Genomic DNA, 17,409 nt, shown 5'->3' with positions numbered 1-17,409 from the left:
TGGATAATTTTTGCTGCCAAAAATAATACTTCTCCCCATTTATTTTATGTGAGCCGATTTAACGGATTATATTGATAAAACAGATTTTTATAATTGGCACACCGGAAATTCAAAATTAAAAACAGTAGATTTTTACTCTGCTTATTTAGGATATACTTATAGTAAGGATATATGCAATGCTTCGTTTGAATGTTTTTTTAATTATACCAACAACGAAGTTGTAAAACTTGTTATTCCTCAAACATCATTAATAAATTTAGTAAAACCCGAGAATGCAGCAAAGGAAAGCAATACAGGCATTGACATGTCGTTATGGCTAAAGCTCAACGGTAATTTTAATTTCTCTGTTTCATCAAGTATATTCCATACTTTTTATGACACAAGAGATATTACAAAAACAGCTGCATTATATGACTTAACAACAGATAATCTTACTAAAAAAGAATTTGGTTACAATATGAAATATAACATGGAATATAAAATAAAGAAATTTTATGCAATGTTCTATGTAAATTATTTTTCTAAGGAATTAACATTTGACGGTTACAACAAAGCATACATTAATTCTTCAATTAATATTAGCCGAAAGTTCTTAAAAGATAAGTTACGAATTACATTAGGTGCAAATAATTTGTTCGATGATTTAGCAAAACATATATCGTATTCCAACTCATTTGGAGTTTCAAGTAATACTGAAATGTGTGATTCCAAATATAAACGATTATATACTTTTTCAATTCAATATACCATAGGTCAAGGCGATAGAGAAACAAAAGATTTGAAAGTTAATTAAATCCGAAAAAAATAATTCTATTCCTACTGATAGCTTGAAAGGAAAATGGGATAATGGAAAATGCCTGGTAAAATCAAACCGGAAAAAAGAATAAAATATATTTCTTCGTGATCCTTCGTATAATTTTTATAACACAGAGACTCTCAGAGGTTATTCACAGAGGACCACCGAGAAAATATTATTTCAAAAATGTTTTCGCTTTCGCTAATGCTTTATCAATTCCTTCAGCATTCTTGCCGCCGGCTGTTGCAAAGAATGGCTGACCGCCACCGCCACCATTGATTTCTTTTGCAAGCTCACGAACAATATTTGAGGCATTTAATTTTTTTGTTTCCACCAGGTTTTCCGAAATCATTACGGCAAGTCCGGGTTTGCCTTCGCTGATATATGCCAGAACAAGAAAAAGATTTTCCACTTCGTTCTTTAATGCATATGCAAGGTCTTTCGCTCCGGCAGCATCAAGCACAACCTGTTCTGCAAGGAAATATATATCGCCTATTTTTTCAATTTTTTTGCTCAGATCATCTTTTAATCCAAGCGCTTTTTCTTTCAGAAATTCTTCAATTTGTTTTTGCAGCAAAGCATTTTGTTCAATTATTTGCGACACGCTCTTTACAATATCCTTAGGGTTTTTCAGCGTTTCATGTAATTGTGAAATGAGTTCAAGCTGACTGTTAATATATTCTTCCGCTTTAATTGCAGTAATGGCTTCAATCCTGCGAATACCGGCAGCTATAGCCGATTCTGAAATAATTTTGAAATATCCGATTTGCCCGGTTGCGTGAACATGGGTACCTCCACAAAGTTCAATCGAATAATTTTTATCAAAAGCAATCACGCGAACATAGTCGCCATATTTTTCGCCGAACAATGCTGTAGCGCCAAGCTTCTGAGCCTCGGCTATAGGGATGTTTCGCATTTCTTCCAAAACAATATTTTCGCGGATTTTTTCATTCACCAAAGCTTCAACTTTTATAATTTCTTCATTGGTCAATTTTGAAAAATGTGCAAAATCGAAACGCAATCTTTCATCATTCACCAGCGAACCTTTTTGTTCCACGTGAGTTCCCAAAACCTTTCGCAATGCTGAATGCAGAAGATGTGTAGCCGAATGATTATTTTCAGTAAGCTCACGTTTCTTTTTATCAACAACTGCTTTGAATGTTGCATTAATGTTTTTGGGAAGTTTTTTAGTAATATGAATGATTAAATTATTTTCTTTTTTTGTATCGTCAACCGAAATTTTTTCTCCATCAGCCTCAATGTATCCGCGGTCGCCGGCTTGTCCGCCAGATTCGGCATAAAACGAAGTTTTGTTAAGAACGATCTGAAAAAATTCTTTGTCCTTTGTTTTTACTTTCCGGTATTTTAAAATTTCCGCATCGGTTGTAAGTGAGTCGTAGCCTACGAACTCAGTATCGGTAACCGGTTTTAATTCAACCCAGTCTTCTGTATCAATTGCTGCTGCATTACGTGAACGGTTTTTTTGTTCTTCCATATTTTTGTTGAAGCCCGCCATGTCAACATCCATGCAGTGTTCCTTCGCCATAAGTTGTGTAAGGTCAATAGGAAAACCAAATGTGTCGAACAATTCAAAAGCAAATACGCCATCAATTATTTTCTTCCCTTTATTCGATTCTACATAATTTTCGAATCGTTGAATACCGGTTGAAAGTGTTCTTAAAAATGCCAGTTCTTCTTCGGCAATCACTTTACGGATCAGCTCCTGCTGCGATTTTATTTCAGGGAAAAATTCGCCCATTTGTTTTACAAGAACCTGCAAAAGCTCATGAATAAAGGGTTCTTTAAATCCCAGAAAAGTATAACCATAACGAACTGCTCTTCGCAAAATACGGCGGATCACGTATCCTGCTTTATTATTTGAAGGCAATTGCCCATCAGCAATAGCAAAGGAAATAGCACGCAAATGGTCAGCAATAACGCGCATGGCAATATCCGATTTTAAATCATCACCATATTTTTTGTTCGATAATTTTGCTATTTCAGAAATGATGGGTTGAAAAACATCGGTATCGTAATTTGATTTTGTCTTTTGTAATACCATGCAAAGCCTTTCGAATCCCATTCCTGTATCAACATGTTTTGCAGGCAGCGAAACAAGTTTGCCATCCGACATACGATTGAATTCAATAAAAACCAAATTCCAAATCTCGATAACATGCGGGTCGCCTTTATTGACAAGGGTTTTCCCATCTATTTTTTTTCTTTCAGCATCACTGCGGATATCAACATGAATTTCGGAACATGGTCCACAAGGGCCGGTATCGCCCATTTCCCAGAAATTATCCTTTTTCGAGCCAAATAAAATTCTATCTTCCGAAACAATTTTTTTCCAATAATTCAATGCTTCAATATCTTCAGAAAGCCCGTCAGACACATCGCCTCCGAAAACGGTAACATATAATTTATCTTTATCAATTTTATAAACTTCGGTTAAAAGTTCCCACGCCCATGCTATAGCTTCTTTTTTAAAATAATCGCCAAACGACCAGTTGCCAAGCATTTCAAACATGGTATGATGATACGTATCGTGACCTACTTCTTCCAAATCGTTATGTTTCCCGCTTACACGCAAGCATTTTTGCGAATTGGCAACTCTCGGATATTTAGCCGGAGAATTTCCCAGGAAAATATCCTTGAACTGGTTCATTCCGGCATTGGTAAACATCAAAGTAGGGTCGTTCTTGATAACCATAGGTGCCGAAGGCACAATTGTGTGATTTTTAGAGGCAAAGAAATCGGTAAAAGTCTTTCTAACCAAGGCTGAGTTCATATTCATCAATTTTACGTTAACATTTTTTAAGAGCCATGCGATTTGCAAATTTATATTATTTTGTTAGTTTTGCATTGAGGCGGTTAAATTTTTAAACTCTTTTCATATTATTTGTGTAATGAAATTGCCATTTCTTAATAAAAAGAAAAAACATCAATATCACTTCAATACCAAATCGCTCACTTTTGAAAGGGTAAGGGTTTCGGTAAAGCAAAAGGTAAGGAAATATCTTTATTCCGCTGCTGTAGGGTTGGTTTTTTCAGTAGTGGTAATGCTTATAGCTTATAATCTTTTCAGTTCGCCAAAAGAAAAAATGCTGCAGCGCGAAATTGAACAATACAAACTGCAATATGAAATGCTCAGCGAACGCATGGATAAAGTTAATGCTGTACTTACTGATATTGAAGACCGGGACGACAATATCTACCGGGTAATTTTTGAAGCCGAACCGGTACCTAACACAATTAGGCAGGCAGCATATGGCGGAGCCGACCGATATGCAAAACTTGAAGGCTACAGCAATTCCAAAATGCTTATTTCGCTTACCAAAAAACTTGACTTGCTTTCGCGCAGGCTATATGTTCAGTCAAAATCATTTGATGAGGTTCTTGAACTTACAAAAAATAAAACCGAAATGATGTCGTGCATTCCTGCAATAATGCCCATCAAGAACGGCGCCACAAAGGTTTGTTCGGGATTTGGTTACAGGCTTCATCCTATTTATAAAACCATACAGTTCCACCCGGGCATTGATATACTTGTTCCCCGCGGTACTCCTATTTATGCTACAGGTGATGGTGTAGTTCAAACACCAACAAGTTCACTTTCGGGTTATGGGATTTGTGCCGTTATCAATCATGGATTTGGCTATCAAACATTATACGGTCACATGAGCAGGAAATTAGTTACTGAAGGACAAAAAGTTAAACGCGGCCAATTAATCGGATACGTAGGCAGCACTGGTATGTCAACAGCGCCGCATCTTCATTACGAAGTATGGAAAGGCGGCAAACGTATGAACCCGGTAAATTATTTCTATAACGACCTCACTCCTGAAGAGTATCAAAAAGTAATTGAATTGTCTTCTAAGATTACTCAGGCACTATCGTAGAATCGATTTAGCTGAAATTTTATTGTAATATTTTTTAATTACATATCTAATTTTTTATATATCTTTGATTCGTAAAAAAATTAAAAATCAAGCTATGAAGAAAATTTACTTATGGCTATCGATGATGTTAATATTTGTTTGTGCGGGAAAAGCCCAGACTAACTTATATTCAAACAACTTTGATGCCCTTACTGTTGGCGGCTATGCTGCTTCACAATTAGGCACACCATGGACTACATGGTCGAATGCACCCGGTGGTTCTGAAGATGGAATAATTTCATCAACACAATCACATAGTGCATCAAACTCAGTGGAAATTGCTCTTAACAACGATTTTGTTATGAATCTTAATGACAAAACAACCGGTCGTTACAAAGTAGAATTTTATATGTACGTAGCAACAGGACATATAGGCTATTATAACATTTTAAGTGATTTTAATGGTTCTAATAGTAAATGGGCTTTCCAAATTTATGCTTACGATGGTAATATTTATGTAGATGCAGGAGGTGCTTCAGCAACTATTTCTATTTTTACTTTAAATACATGGAATAAAATGGACCTGATTGTTGACCTTGATGATGATTTTGCCACCTTCTTTATAAATGATATTGAAAAAATAAGTTATCAATGGAGCAAAGGCGCTCAAGGGAGTGATAATTCTTTAAAGTTGGATGCTATTGATTTTTTTGGAATAGATTCTTTAAGCACTCCTACCACTACGACAAGCACTTCAGGATATTTTATTGATGACATAAGCATTGACGAACTAACCGCACCAGTAGCCCCATCAAATTTAGTTGCTACATATTCAAGCACTACAGGGAATATTGATGTAACATGGACTGCACCAACCACAGCTCCTGATTTATATAAATTAAGCAGGAATGGAAATGTTATTTATTCAGGAGCTTCTAATAGCTATACTGATGTTGGTCCTTGGCCTAATAATTACGGTTATGCAGCAAGAGCATTTTTTACCGGACAAGGTTATTCACATTCTTCAAATGTTGATTCAGCAAAAGTACCAGGAGGTGTTACCCGAGATCTAGTTTTGATGGAAGGTGGTACCGGCACGTGGTGACCTTCCTGTCCAGGAGCTGCAAAAGGGCTTCACGATCTTATAGTTACTAACAATAAAAATGTTGCTGCTATTGAATATCACTCTGGTGATACATACGAAAATACCGTTTCTGATGCAAGACTAAGCTATTATAATATAGCTAGCTTCCCTGATATGGTTGTTGATGGGACTATAGAAATCCCCGGCGGAAGTGCAACAGCAAGTATGTATTCTAATTATCTTCCTTCATATAATGAACGTATAGCAGCAAAGGCCTTCTATAATTTAGGGGTTGATGTTGTGCAAGATTCAACAGATTATTTTACAGCAACCATTACTGTAGAAGAAGTTTTTAAAGCGTTTGCAAGTGGTTGGAAATTACGTACTGCTCTTACCGAATCGAATATACCTGAAACCTGGGGAAATCAAACTACAGTTGATTATGCATGTAGAGATATGTACCCCGATGCAAACGGAACAACACTCGATTTTTCATCACAAAATAATCAAACTGTTACTATTCATTTTTCTACTGCAGGTTATGTAAAAGATAATTGTGAATTTGTTGTCTTTGTTCAGCATGATGCATCTAAAGAAGTTGCACAAGCTGCAAAAGTAGATATGGCAAGCATTTTAGGAATTGAAGAAATTGAAGGAAAACATATCAGCATTTATCCTAATCCTTCAACAGAATATTTTATTCTGAATTCTAATGGCAATGGTCATGTAGAAATGATAGACCTTACAGGAAAAATTGTTTACTCATCAAAGGTTAACGATGCAACACAACTCTTTGATGTAAGAGGATTTGATAAAGGTGTTTATATGGTAAAATACACTAATGAAAATACCGTATTTACGAAGAAAGTAATAATTCAATAATTTATTTTCTTTAAACAATATCCAAACGGATTCAGAAAAACTGAATCCGTTTTTTATTTTAATAAAAATTAAGACTGCTGCCTTGCATTTTTTTTTGTTACTTTGCACCGCTTTAAAAGCATCAAAATGAAATCGAATTCTTCAATATTAAAAATTGGTGTTGTAACGGCCACAGCCATTGTTATTGCTAACATGGTTGGTACCGGAGTGTTCACCAGTCTTGGATTCCAGGTGCTTGGAGTGAAATCGATTTTCTCCCTTCTGATGCTTTGGGTTATTGGGGGAATCATGGCATTATGTGGAGCATTCAGCTATAGCGAGCTAGGTTCAGCTATCCCCCGTTCAGGTGGTGAGTACACTTATCTTTCAAAAATTTATCATCCCGTTTTGGGATTTCTATCCGGGTTTGTTTCTGTATTTGTAGGGTTCGCTGCGCCTATAGCACTTGCAGCAATGGCATTGGGCGGATATTTTTGCACAGTATTTCCTGAATGCGATAAAGTTTGGGTTGGTGCTATAGTTGTTGTTTTAATTACCATTGTTCATTCAACAAACCTTATGGTAGGAAGCCGCTTTCAAAATGTTGTTACTTCGCTTAAAGTACTTTTGATTTTTGTTTTTATTGCCTGCGGTTTTGTTTTGGGTTCACATGAAAATATAAGTATTGCTCCTGCCGCTAATTCATTCAGCGAAATCATAAGCATGCCTTTTGCTATTTCACTTATTTATGTTTCATATGCCTATTCAGGATGGAATGCATCGGCTTATATTGCTAGTGAAATCGACAAACCACAACGAAATCTTCCACGTTCAATAATTACAGGAACTATAGTAGTAATGCTGCTTTATGTTCTACTGAATTTTATTTTCCTTTATACAGTACCCATTTCTGGAATGCAGGATGCACAAGGAAATCCGGTTATTGAAATAGGTTCGTTATCGGCTACAAATATTTTTGGCATTACCGGTGGAAACATCATGTCGATGATAATCTCTATTCTGCTTATTTCAACAATTTCATCAATGGTATTTGCCGGACCACGTGTTACTATGGTTATTGGTGAAGATATTTCTTCATTAAAATTCTTCGCAAGAAAAAATAAAAAAAATATTCCAGTAATTGCTATCATCACACAATCCATAATTGCACTGGTTTTTATTTTTACATCAACCTTTGATTTTGTTTTAACTTACCTTGGTTTCACGCTTACATTATTTACAACCCTTACTGTTATTGGAGTTTTTGTGTTGCGGGCTAAACAACCCGATTTACCGCGCCCATTTAAAACCTGGGGCTATCCGGTTACTCCAATAATTTTTATTGGTTTGAATTTTTGGATTCTTTACTTTACAGTAAGTGGTAAACCCGAAGTTGCTTTAGCAGGATTGATAACTATTTCGGCAGGTTTAATTTTTTATTTTATCAGCAAATATTTTTCAAAAACAAATAAAACAGAAACTGTTTAATTCATTTTTTATATGTTAAAGAAATCAATTTCAGTAATCGTAATTTCATGTGTTGCATCTTTTATTTTATCATGCGGAAATTCGGAGAATAAAAAAACAACAGAAAAAAAGGATACCATAAAAGTAGCCAAAAAAGAAAAAGTCGTAATAAATAAAAAATTCACTGATATAGCTATGTTTGTTGCAGGCATGGCAGTTGATGACAAAAGCGAATTGTATAAACTTTCAAAAACCGAAAGTTTTAAAAACTATTCAGCACAAACCGATTCAAGTTGGGGAAAACTTGAAAAAGGTCGAATTTCTAAAATGAAAGGATGGTCGGAAAAAGAACTTGTTGATTTGAATAAAGATTTAAAAACTTTATTCTATCCTTTCAGCGGTCCTGATTTTCTTCATGTTCACACGTTCTTCCCAAAAGCTGAAAAATATATATTGTTCGGGCTTGAACCTGTAGGAAGCGTACCTGATATGAAAAGCATGACCAATGAAACGCTTACACCTTTTTTCTCTTCACTGAATACTTCAATACAGGATGCTGTAAGTTTAAGTTTTTTCAAAACCATCGACATGAGTAAAGAGCTTACCACAAGCCAGGTTCCGGGCATTACTCCTGTTCTTATGCTTTTTATAGCACGCACCGGTCATGAAATTATTGACATTAAACCCTGGGAAATCAGAGATGATGGTAAAATAACATACATTGATAAATTTACCAATCTTAAAGGAAAAGAAAGTTTTAATAAAGGTGTCGAAATCAGTTTTGTTGAAAAAGGCGACAGCGTAGTTCAAAAACTATATTACTTCTCAGCTGATGTTTCTGATGCTGAAATTAAAAACAACACAAAGGCAACCAAATTCTTTGATAACCTTGATGAAAATGTGATCACCATGGTGAAATCAGCTTCTTACCTTATGCATAAAAGTTATTTTTCGTACATCAGGAATATTGTGTTGAAAAAAAGCAAAGCATTTTTCCAGGATGATTCAGGTATTGCTTTCCGCTACATCGACCGTAAAAACTGGAATGTAAAGTTATATGGTAAATATAACGGACCTATAAAACTTTTTTCAAAATGCTATGAGAAAGACCTGAAAGAAGCATATATCAATGATAGTTTAAAAATCAAACCTATCGACTTTCATTACGGTTATGGTAAAACCAGTGCTTTGCTTATAGCAAGAAAAAAATAAATTTCATAGCAATTTTATATTGCAATTTTCAAATAAAACTTTATATATTCGCCGGACAATTCAGTCCGGTTTTTTTATTAATAATGTTTTATGAAAATAATTAAATGGTTTGTTCAGGCATTTTTTGCCTTAGTTGTTTTAGTTGATTTTTCGGCTTGTTCGCAGGAAGCTAAATCCGATAACCTTCAGATCACTTCAGTTAAAAGACAAAATTTAACATGTACCAGTTATTATGATAATATTGCACAACTATTGTCAGGTATGTTACCCGATACTTCTATAAATGAATTCTCCAATATTGTAAAAAAGAGTGAATGGAAAAGTTATTCGGCAAGCTTTGATTCTGCATGGAACGCGGTTAACGAGCGCAGCTTAAAAAAAGTAAATACATGGTCTGGTTCGCAACTGGCTGAAATCAATAAAAAAACCAAAACATTATTTTATCCTTTCAGTGGCCCTGATTTTATGTATGCTACTACATTTTTTCCTAATGCCGAAAAATATATTTTATTTGGATTAGAAAAAGTAGGCTCCATCCCCGACGTTACAAAACTGAATAATACTTCACTCAACAACCTGCTTTTCTCTGTTAAAAAAGCATTACAGGATATTTTTGAAGATAGTTTTTTCGTAACTTTAAAAATGAGTAAACAATTAAATAATGCAGATATAGATGGAGTACTACCCATCATCTTATTATTCATGGCACGTACCGATCAGAAAATTATTCATATAAAATCAGCATCCATCACAACTGATGGGAACATTAATGTAGCTGACACTTTCTCTGTTCAGAAAGGTCAGTATCGTTATGGTAAAGGCGTAGAGATTACTTTTGCAAAAAAAGGAAACGACAGCACCACACAGAAACTATATTATTTTTCAGTTAATTTCGCTGATGATGCTCTTGCTAAAAATATTGCCTGTACCAAATTCCTTAATAAGCTAGATACCAATGTAACCACTTTGGTTAAATCAGCATCATATCTTATGCACAATGAAATTTTTGATTTTATCCGTAATATTGTTCTCACTAAAAGTAAAGCCATACTACAGGACGATAGCGGTATTGCATATCATTTCTTCGATCAGAAAAAATGGAATATTCAGTTTTACGGAATATACGACAAGCCTATTCCTGTTTTCAGCTATTGTTATCAGAAAGATTTGGATGCAGCATATAAAACCAAAGGTTCTAAAATCTTCGATTTCAAATACGGTTACGGAAAAGGAAGAAATATTTTATTGGCTCTGAGAAAATAAATTCAGAAGTCAGAATGATAAATTCAGAATTTTAGTTTTTATAAACTTATCATCTTTTCTACTTGTTAACTTGTCAACTTTATAATGCCATACAAAGAAAAAGAAATAGAAAAAGTTTATTATTCGATTGGCGAAGTAGCAAAAATTTTCAATGTAAATACATCGCTGATTCGCTTCTGGGAAAAGGAATTCGACATTATCCGACCTTTCAAGAATAAAAAAGGCGACCGTTTATTTACACAAACCGATATTGAAAATTTCCGCGAAATTTTTCGTCTTGTAAAAGAACAAGGTTTTACTCTACAAGGAGCAAAAGAAAAACTAAAACAAAATAAAGGCGATATCACAGGCAATACCGATATTGTTAAAACCCTTGAAAACATTAAAGATTTCCTTCTTGAAATAAAAAATGAATTATAAAAAAGGTTAAAGGTTGATAGGTGTGGCAACTCGTCAAGTCAATGGTTAAAGGATATAGTATAAAAACCACCTACAAAAAACACTCAACCTAACCAGTTGCTCAACCCAAAAACATATAACAATCTTTTTTCAATTTAATATTTTTATTTGCAATAATACATTTTCTATATAAGGTCAATGATTGATAGGCTTAGCGGCTTGTTTGGTCAATAGTTAAAAATAAAAAGAGAAAATAAAAAAATTCAATTTAATATTTTCTATTTTCTTACCCCATTCCCAACCCTTCCCCTACGAGTAGGGGAAGGGCGTAAGCTTCGTGTGAAAGGGAAGGGGTAAAAGAAAAAGTACCAAACTCAGGTAAGTTGTTTTGCCTTGCTTTCTAACTCTGTCTGATGATAAGGATTTCCCAATTTACTATAGGTTAATTGGTGTGGCGGCTTGTTTGGTTAATAGTTAAAAGTAAAAAGAGAAAATAAAAAAATTCCATTTAATATTTTCTATTTTCTTACCCCATTCCCAACCCTTCCCCTACGAGTAGGGGAAGGGCGTAAGCTTCGTGTGAAAGGGAAGGGGTAAAAGAAAAAGTACCAAACTCAGGTAAGTTGTTTTGCCTTGCTTTCTAACTCTGTCTGATGATAAGGATTTCCCAATTTACTATAGGTTAATTGGTGTGGCGGCTTGTTTGGTCAATAGTTAAAAGTAAAAAGAGAAAATAAAAAAATTCAATTTAATATTTTCTATTTGCAATAAGAAGAAGATAAGTTGACAAGGGAATTCGGAATTAAAAATTTCTCAGTGAATCTAAGTGATCTTAGTGTCTAAGTGGTGAAAAATATAAAATGAAATTTATTGGAAATGGAAATCTCAATTGGCAACACAAAACAAACAGTCTACAGTTAACCATTCAAACTTAAAAAACAATTCTGAATTAATAATATAATCCATGCATCAGGTAACCCTGCACATAATCGGTAACTGCATCTTCGAGTGAATAGAAAGGAATATCAAATCCAAGCGATCTCATTTTCGACATATCAGCTTGTGTGTAATATTGATATTTATCGCGAATATCTTCAGGAATATCAATAAATTCAATATCTTCAGGAATATGCAATGCTTTAAAAACTGCACGTGCAAGATCAAGAAAACTTCTTGCTTTTCCTGTTCCCAAATTATAAATGCCGCTGTTTTGTTTATAATACATTCCTATCCAGAGAATATTAACTATATCTTTTACATAAATAAAATCGCGTAGTTGTTCTCCGTCCCTGAATTCAGGCTTATGCGAACGGAACAGTTTTACTTTACCGGTTGATTTAATTTGATTGTAGGAATGAAAAATTACAGAAGCCATGCGGCTTTTATGATATTCATTCGGACCGAAAACATTGAAGAATTTCAATCCTGACCAATATGGCGGAGTATCCGTTTGACTTAATACCCATTTATCAAAATCATTTTTCGATTCTCCGTAAGGATTCAATGGTTTTAATTTGAAAATAATATCATGGTCATCTTTGTAACCATTTTCGCCGGCGCCATACGTAGCAGCTGATGATGCATAAATAAGAGGTAGCCGGTACTTTGTACAAGCCAGCCACATTTTTTTACTGTAATTCAAATTCAGTTCATCAAATATATGATGATCGAATTCAGTAGTATCGGTACGAGCACCAATATGATAAACAAAAGAAACATTTTTATAATTCCCGTCAAGCCATGAAAAAAAATCATTACGATGAACTTGCCCGATATAAGCTTTATTCAGAATATTTTTATTTTTAACAGGATTCAAAAAATCATCAACAATAACAATATTGCTGTGCCCTTTGTTGTTCAATTTGTTTAATAAACAACTGCCTATAAAGCCCGCTGCGCCTGTAATTACAATCATTTTATTTTTGATTTTGCAGTAAAGATACTAATTTGTTTTTAGTTATTAAATGATGTTACGCAAAACCCAAAATAAAATTTTAAAAACTTTAATTAATATGGATTTTAAGAGTATATGCTGCCCGTATTGCCGACGAGGCAGATAGGCACAACCCAATTAACTGAGCGTGCTTGAAAGCTATATAGTCTTGAAAGTTTAGTACCTACGGTACAATAAGAAGTGAGTTGTACCTTTCTTTTCTTTACCAAGCTGTTGTCCCTAACGGGACATAATAATAAAATAATGTTGTTTCGATACAAATAATGATTTTGCGTAACATCAGTTATTAAATGAAAATATCTCCCGGTTCTTTGAGAATAATTTTCAATTCCTTTGCTTTATTAAATAAAAATTTAATTGCTTCTTTTCCTTTATTCCCAAGACTTACCGAAAATTCATTTACATAAAGTTCAATATGTTTTTTCATCACCTCAACATCCATTGCTTGTGCGTTTCTACAAACAAAATCATTTGATGATGCAGGATTCTGAAAAGCAAACTCAACGCTTTTACGAATTAATTTTTCAATTTTCTTTTTGAACTCATCATCCAAAGAACGCTTTACTGCTATGCCTCCTAGCGGAATAGGCATTTTTGTTTTTTGCTCCCACAACTCGCCTAGGTCAACAATTTTATGTAAACCTTTTTGCTGATATGTAAAACGATTTTCATGAATAATGACTCCCGCGTCAAATGTGCCATTCATCACGACATCTTCAATTTCTGAAAATAAAATTTCTGTTTTATCCTTTGCATCGGGAAAAGAAAAAGTCATCAAAAAGTTTGCTGTAGTGTGAATTCCGGGAATTGCAATTTTCTTTTTATTGATATCATCAATCAAAAATTTTTCACGAGCAACTAATAATGGGCCACAGCTAAAACCAAGCGCACTGCCCGAATCCAATAGTTGATAATTTTTATAAATTTCGGAATAAGCAAAGAAACTTATTTTTGTAACATCAAGTTCAGCAATTAATGCTTTGCGGTTAAGCTCCTCAACATCGTTTAAAACATAATTAAATTGCAGCCCTTCGGTATCAATTTTCCCGTTAACCAATGCATCGAAAATAAAAGTATCGTTCGGACATGGCGAAAAACCTATACTGATTTCAGGTTCATGTCCACCGCCGGTAGATACGATTTTAGATTTGAGAAAATTCATTTTAGCAAATTGTATTTATGATTTTCAAAGCAGTATCGTTTAAATTTTTTATAGCTAATTCTATATTCCAGTTATGAATATTTCTTACTTCTACATGATTAGAAATGGCGCGGATTTGCGCGCATTTAAGGTTTTCAAAATTACATGCAAATAAAAATGCAGCACCTTCCATACTTTCTACATCAGGCGAAAAAAGTTTTTCAATTTCAGAAATCGATGCTGAATTTCCATGAACGGTGTTTACTGTAATTCCTTTAACAACGGGCAACACAGAAATCACAGGATTATTTATTATATTTTTATTCTCAACTTTATATGCTGTTTTTTGCATAGTGCTTTCCCCTATTTTTAATTCATCAAATCTTAAAAATGATTTCCCATTTTCAGCGCCAAGTTCAGAAATAATATCCGATGCAACATTTACAACATCACCAATTTTTATTGATTTATTAAAAGCTCCGGCAATCCCGAAATTAAAAACATAATCATATTTAGTTAAAGAAAGTATTTTACCAAGATGAAATGCTGTGCTTGTAATCCCCACTCCTGTAGCAAGAACATCAATATTTATTTTATTAAAAGTATATGATGAAAAATAATCGTTCTTTTTTTCAACTAAAATAAACTTTTCGATTAACGGTTTAACTTCGTTGTATGTTGCCGAAACAATTAATATTTGCATATACTTTTCATTTTTTCAAAATTACAATGAAAATGGGAAATAGCACATTTCTTTTTATTTTTGTTGAAATATTTGGCCAATACTGTAATTATGATTAAAAATTTTCTACTGACGTTTATATTGATTTTATTGGGTTTCAATATAATATTTGCCCAAGACAGCTTACATAAAAAAATATCTCCTTTTGAATTTACTACAGATATAGTTTCGTCTTTTGTATGGAGAGGAATTCAAATAAGCAATTTGCCTAACATTCAACCTCAACTTATATTTACCAAAGGAAATTTTAAATTAGGCTGCTGGGGCTCGCAAAGTATTAATGGCGATTACAGCGAGCTTGATATCAATGCTACTTACAATAAAGGATTATTTTCATTTACGGTATCTGATTACTTTGTTTTTACTGATACTCCCAATGAATCCTATTTTGAATATTCGAAAAAAAATACAGATCATTCATATGAAGGCAATATTACATATTCGGGTACAGAAAAATTTCCTTTAAGTATTTCCGCTTCCACATTTTTCTATGGAAATGATGTTGACACATCAGGAAATAATTATTATTCAACTTATGTTGAAGCAACTTATCCATTAAAATACTTTGATATCATTCTTGGCGCTACGCCAGCTAAAGGACTTTACGCAAATGGATACGGGATTGTAAATACCGGTTTAAAAGTTTACCATGACATTAAAATTACAGATCATTTTTCAATTCCTGTATGTTTTTCGATAATGGTAAATCCATACGCAGAAAGGGTTTTCGTTGCAGTAGGCTTTACTTTATAAACAAAAAAGGCATCATTGCTGATGCCTTTGATAAATATTATTAATTAAGAATATTTTATTTTTTAATATTCGGAAGCTGTAATCCATATTGTTTCTTTTTGTCTTCCATTTTTAGGAGGAATCCAAATAATATTGATAGTACACCAAATCCTGTAAAAATAAGCATGGGTATTGTATAATCGTATGTATTTTCGGAAACACCCTCAACTAATTTTGTACCTGTAATGCAATATGTATTAACAACCCATCCAATTAATGCAGGAACTCCCATTAACCCCCAGTTTTGAACCCAGAAAATAAGAGAGTAAGCTGTTCCTAATTGTCTTTCAGGAATAATTTTGGGTACTGAAGGCCACATAGCTGAAGGTACAAGTGAAAATCCTATTCCTAATAATATCATAAGGATAACCGCAATAATCCAATGATTTAAAAAAGGAATCGAAAATAGTGCATGTACACATACAATGATAAACGCTCCAATAATCATAATTGAAGCACCTTTTCCTTTTTTATCATAAATTCCACCAAATAAAGGAGTGAAGAAGATCGTTCCAAAGGGAAGCAGTCCTGGAAGAAGTCCTGCCCAGTATTCGTTAACACCAAATTTGTTAACCATAATGTCTGTGGCATATTTTAGGAAAGGGAATACTGATGAATAGAATAAAACACAAAGTATTGCAATATACCACCAGCCTTTATTGGTAATAATATTAAAAATATCCTTAATTTGAAATTCTTCTTCGGGATCGGATAATTTTTCTGTTTGTCCTTTAACAGCTATTATACTAGCATCCAGTTTCCTGTCCATCGTCATGTACATAAAAAATGCGAGAACACCAATACACAACATAATTAAACATATAAGAATTGGAGTAGATACTGTTCCGGTAGCAAGTGCAATGGGTCGTGAAGATGAAAGCGCTAATGCAGTACCAAGCCTGGCTACGGAAAGTTGCATGCCCATGGCCAATGCTAATTCATTTCCTTTGAACCATTTTACAATAACCTTAGAGGCTGTAATCCCAGCAATTTCAACACCTACACCAAATATGGCATATCCTATAGCGGCAACCATTACCTGTGCCTTCCATCCAAAAAGCACCATGTCGTCAAGCGAATGAGTGGAAATAGCCCAATACTTTATTCCTGTCCCAAGAACCATTATAATTGAAGCGCCAAGTCCGGTAAAACGAATACCTTTTTTATCAAGAATAATCCCTCCAATTATTAAAAAGAAAAGGAAAACATTAAACCATCCGTAAGCACTTGTAAAAAATCCGTAATCTGTGTCATTCCATCCCAGTTGGTTTCTAACAAGACCTTGTAAAGGAGCCATTACATCTGCGAGATAATATCCTGCAAACATTGTAAAAGAAACTACGAGCAAGGCTGTCCACCTTGCAGTTTTAGAATCACTAAGTAATTTTTGTATTTTTTCGGTCATATTAATTTCATTATTTTTTGTTAGCGCGGCAAATGTAAGTAATTTTTATTTTAATTCAGAAACAACCTTTTTATGTAAATTTCTATCTTTATAATTAAAATCAAATTATATAAATAATTAATTTTCAGCAAAAAAGCTATTTAAAAAGTTAAGCATCTAATAAAACCTAGGCAATTTCTTTTTTTAAGGTGCTATGAAAAAAAGTTTTTAATTCTAAAGAAGAAAAAGTCACGATTTCTCACACCTTGATTAGAAGCTATAAACTTTTTTATTCTACCGTTTAGGTTTTCAGCAATAGCATTTGTTTGTCCATTAGTAAAATAAGCCATTATAACATCTTCGTTACTTTCTACTAAAGATTTAAAGTTTGTCATTTCATCAATGTCGCAATCCTCTACTGCCTCATACCAAT

At 33.8% G+C, this 17,409-nt stretch carries 15 protein-coding genes; 9 read left to right on the top strand and 6 right to left on the bottom strand.

Going from position 1 to position 17,409, the window contains the following annotated elements; all coding sequences use genetic code 11:
- Positions 1 to 70 precede the first annotated feature (70 nt).
- Entirely contained in the window at positions 71 to 793 is a 723-nt protein-coding gene (locus PKK00_14025; GenBank protein HNW99520.1) for a TonB-dependent receptor, read from the top strand.
- Positions 794 to 971: 178 nt separating this feature from the next.
- On the opposite strand, the gene alaS is transcribed toward PKK00_14025, so the two are convergent.
- Positions 972 to 3,587, bottom strand: a complete 2,616-nt coding sequence (gene alaS, locus PKK00_14020; GenBank protein ID HNW99519.1) for an alanine--tRNA ligase — start codon at positions 3,585 to 3,587, stop codon at positions 972 to 974.
- A gap of 118 nt (positions 3,588 to 3,705) precedes the next feature.
- Here alaS and PKK00_14015 point away from each other — a divergent pair, with 118 nt between their 5' ends.
- The 7 genes from PKK00_14015 (at position 3,706) to PKK00_13985 (ending at position 10,984) form a co-directional block, all read left to right on the top strand.
- Positions 3,706 to 4,698, top strand: a complete 993-nt coding sequence (locus PKK00_14015; protein ID HNW99518.1) for a M23 family metallopeptidase — start codon at positions 3,706 to 3,708, stop codon at positions 4,696 to 4,698.
- A gap of 94 nt (positions 4,699 to 4,792) precedes the next feature.
- Complete coding sequence (locus PKK00_14010) at positions 4,793 to 5,782, top strand: hypothetical protein (GenBank protein HNW99517.1); 990 nt, start codon at positions 4,793 to 4,795, stop codon at positions 5,780 to 5,782.
- Between the two features lie 135 nt (positions 5,783 to 5,917).
- Entirely contained in the window at positions 5,918 to 6,643 is a 726-nt protein-coding gene (locus tag PKK00_14005; protein HNW99516.1) for a T9SS type A sorting domain-containing protein, read from the top strand.
- A gap of 126 nt (positions 6,644 to 6,769) precedes the next feature.
- On the top strand, positions 6,770 to 8,110 hold the full coding sequence (locus tag PKK00_14000) for an amino acid permease (GenBank protein HNW99515.1): 1,341 nt from the start codon (positions 6,770 to 6,772) through the stop codon (positions 8,108 to 8,110).
- A 12-nt stretch (positions 8,111 to 8,122) separates the two neighbouring features.
- Complete coding sequence (locus PKK00_13995) at positions 8,123 to 9,301, top strand: hypothetical protein (GenBank protein HNW99514.1); 1,179 nt, start codon at positions 8,123 to 8,125, stop codon at positions 9,299 to 9,301.
- 90 nt (positions 9,302 to 9,391) lie between these two features.
- Entirely contained in the window at positions 9,392 to 10,564 is a 1,173-nt protein-coding gene (locus PKK00_13990) for a hypothetical protein (GenBank protein HNW99513.1), read from the top strand.
- Positions 10,565 to 10,648: 84 nt separating this feature from the next.
- On the top strand, positions 10,649 to 10,984 hold the full coding sequence (locus PKK00_13985; GenBank protein HNW99512.1) for a MerR family transcriptional regulator: 336 nt from the start codon (positions 10,649 to 10,651) through the stop codon (positions 10,982 to 10,984).
- Between the two features lie 928 nt (positions 10,985 to 11,912).
- Here the strand turns inward: PKK00_13985 and rfaD are convergent.
- From rfaD to mqnB, 3 genes are all read right to left on the bottom strand, one after another.
- Positions 11,913 to 12,878, bottom strand: coding sequence for an ADP-glyceromanno-heptose 6-epimerase (gene rfaD, locus PKK00_13980; GenBank protein ID HNW99511.1), 966 nt, complete (start codon positions 12,876 to 12,878; stop codon positions 11,913 to 11,915).
- Positions 12,879 to 13,203: 325 nt separating this feature from the next.
- Complete coding sequence (locus PKK00_13975; GenBank protein HNW99510.1) at positions 13,204 to 14,079, bottom strand: 1,4-dihydroxy-6-naphthoate synthase; 876 nt, start codon at positions 14,077 to 14,079, stop codon at positions 13,204 to 13,206.
- A gap of 1 nt (position 14,080) precedes the next feature.
- Positions 14,081 to 14,761, bottom strand: a complete 681-nt coding sequence (mqnB, locus tag PKK00_13970; GenBank protein ID HNW99509.1) for a futalosine hydrolase — start codon at positions 14,759 to 14,761, stop codon at positions 14,081 to 14,083.
- 243 nt (positions 14,762 to 15,004) lie between these two features.
- Here mqnB and PKK00_13965 point away from each other — a divergent pair, with 243 nt between their 5' ends.
- Complete coding sequence (locus PKK00_13965) at positions 15,005 to 15,553, top strand: hypothetical protein (GenBank protein ID HNW99508.1); 549 nt, start codon at positions 15,005 to 15,007, stop codon at positions 15,551 to 15,553.
- Between the two features lie 55 nt (positions 15,554 to 15,608).
- On the opposite strand, the gene PKK00_13960 is transcribed toward PKK00_13965, so the two are convergent.
- Together PKK00_13960 and PKK00_13955 are read right to left on the bottom strand one after the other, a co-directional pair.
- A complete protein-coding gene (locus PKK00_13960; protein ID HNW99507.1) occupies positions 15,609 to 16,997 on the bottom strand; it encodes an MFS transporter in 1,389 nt (462 codons plus the stop codon).
- 191 nt (positions 16,998 to 17,188) lie between these two features.
- On the bottom strand, positions 17,189 to 17,409 hold a 221-nt coding region (locus PKK00_13955; GenBank protein ID HNW99506.1), incomplete at its 5' end, for a transposase.

The organism is Bacteroidales bacterium (assembly GCA_035353855.1).
Taxonomy (GTDB): domain Bacteria; phylum Bacteroidota; class Bacteroidia; order Bacteroidales; family CG2-30-32-10; genus DAOQAK01.
Note: the sequence above shows the minus strand (reverse complement) of the source record. Positions and strands in the feature narration are given on the sequence as shown.

Coding starts and splice junctions, on each gene's coding strand:
- PKK00_13995 (HNW99514.1), top strand. CDS start 8,123: ATGTTAAAGAAATCAATTTCAGTAATCGTAATTTCATGTGTTGCATCT.
- PKK00_14015 (HNW99518.1), top strand. CDS start 3,706: ATGAAATTGCCATTTCTTAATAAAAAGAAAAAACATCAATATCACTTC.
- alaS (HNW99519.1), bottom strand. CDS start 3,587: ATGAACTCAGCCTTGGTTAGAAAGACTTTTACCGATTTCTTTGCCTCT.
- PKK00_13990 (HNW99513.1), top strand. CDS start 9,392: ATGAAAATAATTAAATGGTTTGTTCAGGCATTTTTTGCCTTAGTTGTT.
- PKK00_13985 (HNW99512.1), top strand. CDS start 10,649: ATGCCATACAAAGAAAAAGAAATAGAAAAAGTTTATTATTCGATTGGC.
- rfaD (HNW99511.1), bottom strand. CDS start 12,878: ATGATTGTAATTACAGGCGCAGCGGGCTTTATAGGCAGTTGTTTATTA.
- mqnB (HNW99509.1), bottom strand. CDS start 14,761: ATGCAAATATTAATTGTTTCGGCAACATACAACGAAGTTAAACCGTTA.
- PKK00_14010 (HNW99517.1), top strand. CDS start 4,793: ATGAAGAAAATTTACTTATGGCTATCGATGATGTTAATATTTGTTTGT.
- PKK00_13975 (HNW99510.1), bottom strand. CDS start 14,079: ATGAATTTTCTCAAATCTAAAATCGTATCTACCGGCGGTGGACATGAA.
- PKK00_13960 (HNW99507.1), bottom strand. CDS start 16,997: ATGACCGAAAAAATACAAAAATTACTTAGTGATTCTAAAACTGCAAGG.
- PKK00_14000 (HNW99515.1), top strand. CDS start 6,770: ATGAAATCGAATTCTTCAATATTAAAAATTGGTGTTGTAACGGCCACA.